General features: G+C 73.1%; 1 protein-coding gene. It reads right to left on the bottom strand.

Features of this window, described 5'->3' with window-relative positions:
• A partial coding sequence (locus ONA70_RS35290; protein WP_265010817.1) for an SDR family NAD(P)-dependent oxidoreductase occupies nt 1-3,580 on the bottom strand: 3,580 nt, incomplete at its 3' end.
• Nucleotides 3,581-3,595: the final 15 nt, after the last annotated feature.

Below are 3,595 nucleotides of genomic sequence, written 5' to 3'. Positions count from 1 at the left end.
TGAGGATCGCGGGTACGCGTGGCTGGTTGCGGAGGGTGGGGAGGTGGAGCTTGACGGGGGCGAGGGTGGGGTGGGTGTGGGTGAGGGCGGCGTCGAGGAGGGCGAGTCCTTCTTCGGTCGCCAGGCCGAGGCTGCCGGCGCGGGCCATCCGGGCCCGGTCCACCTCGGTCAGATGGCCGGTCATGCCGGTCCGCTGCGTCCAGTAGCCCCACGCGGTGCTCGTCGCCACCAGGCCGAGGTCCCGGCGGTGCTGGGCCAGCGCGTCGAGGAACGCGTTGGCCGCCGCGTAGTTCCCCTGACCCGGGGTGTCGATGGTCCCGGAGCTGGAGGAGAAGAGGACGAAGTGGGTGAGGGGGCGGTTCCTGGTGGCGTTGTGGAGGTGCCAGGCGGTGTCGATCTTGGGGTTCAGGGTGGTGTGGAGGTCTGGTGGGGTGAGGTTGGTGAGGGTGGTGTCGCGGAGTGTTCCGGCGGTGTGGATGACGCTGGTGAGGGGGTGTCCGGTCTGGTCGATGTGGTCGATGACGGCGGTGAGCTGGTCTTTGTCGGTGGTGTTGCAGCGGGTGATGGTGATGGTGGCGCCGAGGCCGGTGAGTTGGTGGACGAGGTGGGTGGTGTCGGGGTGGTGGGGGCCTTGGCGGCTGAGCAGGTGGAGGTGGTGGACGTCGTGGTGGGTGATGAGGTGGGCGGCCACGTGTTGGGCGAGGGTGCCGGTGCCGCCGGTGATGAGGGTGGTGCCGCGACGGGTGGCGGCTGCGGTGGGTTCGCGGGGCGTCACGGCGGCCGGTGGGGGGAGGGTGAGGGCGATTTTGCCGGTGTGGCGGGCGTTGGCGAGGTAGCGGAAGGCCTGGGGGGAGTGGCGGATGTCGTAGCTGCGGGTGGGTAGCGGTGGGAGGGTGCCGTCCTGGAAGAGGCGGCTGAGGTGCTGGTAGCTGGCGGCGATGTGGTTCTCGCCGGCGTCCATCAGGTCGAAGGCCTGGTAGGTGGTGTGCGGGTGGTTGGTGGCCCAGGTGTGTGGGTCGCGGATGTCGGTCTTGCCCATGTCGATGAGGCGTCCGCCGGGGGTGAGGAGGCGTCCGCTGGCGTCGAGGTGTTCGCCGGTGAGGCTGTTGAGGACGATGTCGATGCCGGGGGTGTGGGTGCGGTAGTGGTCCTCGAAGTCGAGGGTGCGGGAGTTGGCGAGGTGGGGGTGGGTGATGCCGAGGCGGTGCAGGGTGGGCCATTTGGTGGGGTGGGCGGTGGTGTGGATGTGGGCGCCGAGGTGGCGGGCGTAGTGGATGGCGGCTTGTCCGACGCCGCCGGTGGCGGCGTGGATGAGCAGGTGTTCGCCGGGTTGGAGGTGGGCGAGGTCGTGCAGGGCGTAGTGGGCGGTGAGGTAGGCGATGGGGGCGGTGGCGGCCTGGGTGAGGGTCCATCCGTCGGGGATGGGGGTGACGAGTCGGTGGTCGGTGACGGCGGTGGGGCCGATGCCGTTGAACAGGCCCATCACCTGTTGTCCGATGTGTAGGTCGGTGACGGCGGTGCCGATGTCGGTGATGGTGCCGGCGCCTTCGCCGCCGATGGGGCGGGGGTCGTTGACGATGCCGAGGGCGACCACGACGTCGCGGAAGTTGACGCCGCCGGCGTGGAGCCGGACCCGGACCTGGTGGGGCTGCAGCGGGGCGGCGTAGTCGGGGCAGTGTGTCAGCCGCAGGTTGTCCAGGCTTCCGCCGCTGGTGGTCTCCAACCGCCAGGTGTCCTCGTTCGGCAGCGGCAGACCCGCCGACGTGTGGGCCGGCGCCAGGCGGGGCACGTGCAGCCGGCCGTCCCGGATCGCCACCTGCGGCTCACCACATCCCACCGCCCGGGACAGCAGTCCGGCCAGGTCGTCCGGAGCGGCCGGGTCGAGGTCGACGATGGTGATCCGGTCCGGGTGCTCGGTCTGGCTGGAGCGCACCAGGCCCCAGCAGGCGGCCCCGGCCAGGTCGCTGATCCGGTCGTCGACACCGGTGCTCACCGCACCCCGGGTCAGCACCACCAACCGGGTCTCGGCCCGTGCGTCCTCGGCCAGCCACTCCCGCAACCGCAGCAGCAGCGACTCGGTCAACCGGTGCGTCGCGCCCAGCACGTCGGCGTCCGGCTCGTCGTCGCCGGCCGTCCAGCACGGCACCACCACGGCCTTCGCCCCGATGGCGCACGCGGCCTCCGGCGAGTCGGCGACCCGTACGGCCGGGAGGGCCCGGCGCAGGAGGTCGGCGGCGGCCTCGTCGACGCCGATCGCCGCGAAGATCGGCTCCCCGGCCGCGTCGGTTGCCACCTCGACGCCGGCGAGGACCGGCCAGTCCAGGTGCAGCAGCCACTGCGGATCCAGCCGCGTCGCCGCCGGACCAGTGGCCTGGCGCGGTATCTCGCGCAGCACCAGCGACCGGGCCGCCAGTACCGGCTGCCCGGCCGGGTCGTACACGGCCAGCTCGGCACGGTCGGGCGCGGGCCGGGACAGGCGGACCCGCAGCGAGGTCGCCCCGGTCGCGTGCAGGCGCACCCCGGACCAGACGAACGGCAGCCATACGCCGTCGCGCACGTCGTCGGTCACGCCCAGGACGTGCAACGCCGCGTCCAGCAACGCCGGGTGTACGCCGAACCGGTCCACGCCGACCCGGACGCCCTCGGGCAGCGTCACCTCCGCGTAGAGGTCGTCGCCCGCGCGCCACGCCCGGCGCAGGCCCTGGAACGCCGGCCCGTACCGGTAGCCCAGCCCGGCCAGCTCGTCGTACAGGCCGGCCACCTCCACCGGACTGGCCCCGGCCGGCGGCCACGGGGCCGGCCACTCCGCCGCACCGGCCGTGGCGGTCGTGGTCAGCCGGCCCGCGGCGTTCATCGTCCACGCAGTGTCGGTCTCCCCGGCCGGGCGGGAGTGCACCGCCACCGTCCGGTGTCCGTCCGTCGGCTCGGCGACGACGACCTGCACCTCCACCGCGCCGTCCGCCGGCAGCACCAGCGGGCTGTGCAGGGTCAGTTCGTCCAGGTACGGATGTCCGCCGGCCGCGCCGGCGTGCAGCACCATGTCGACCAGGGCGGTGGCGGGCAGCAGGCATCGGTCGGCGATGGTGTGGTCCACCAGCCACGGATGGGTGGCCAGCGACAGCCGTCCGGTGAGGATCGTCCGGGCGTCGGTGGCCAGGTCGAGCCGCCCACCGAGCAGCGGGTGGGTGCTCGGCCGCAGCCCGAGGTCGGCGGGGCGGGCGGCGGCCGCGGTCACCAGCCAGTGCCGGGTGTGCTGGAACGGGTAGGTGGGCAGGTCCAGGTGGTTGTCGACGCCGGCCGGCCGACCGCCGACGGTGCCGGCCGCCGCGAGAAGGGTGTGCTGGTACGGCCGCTTCCGGTGCAGGGCGGGTACGGCGACGGCGTCGGCCAGCGTCTGCCGGTGGAGTGCGGTGAGGGTGGCGTCCGGGCCCAGTTCCACGAAGGTCCGCACGCCGTGTTGGTCGTGGAGGTGGGTGATGCCGTCGGCGTAGTGGACGGGGGCGAGGATGTGTCGGACCCAGTAGTCGGGGTCGGTGAGCTGTTCGGTGGTGGCGAGTTGTCCGGTGACGTTGCTGACCACGGGCAGGGTCGGTGG

This window comes from Micromonospora yasonensis (assembly GCF_026013475.1).
In the GTDB taxonomy this organism is placed as follows: Bacteria; Actinomycetota; Actinomycetes; order Mycobacteriales; family Micromonosporaceae; genus Micromonospora; species Micromonospora yasonensis.
This window is presented reverse-complemented; position numbering and strand designations above follow the sequence as displayed.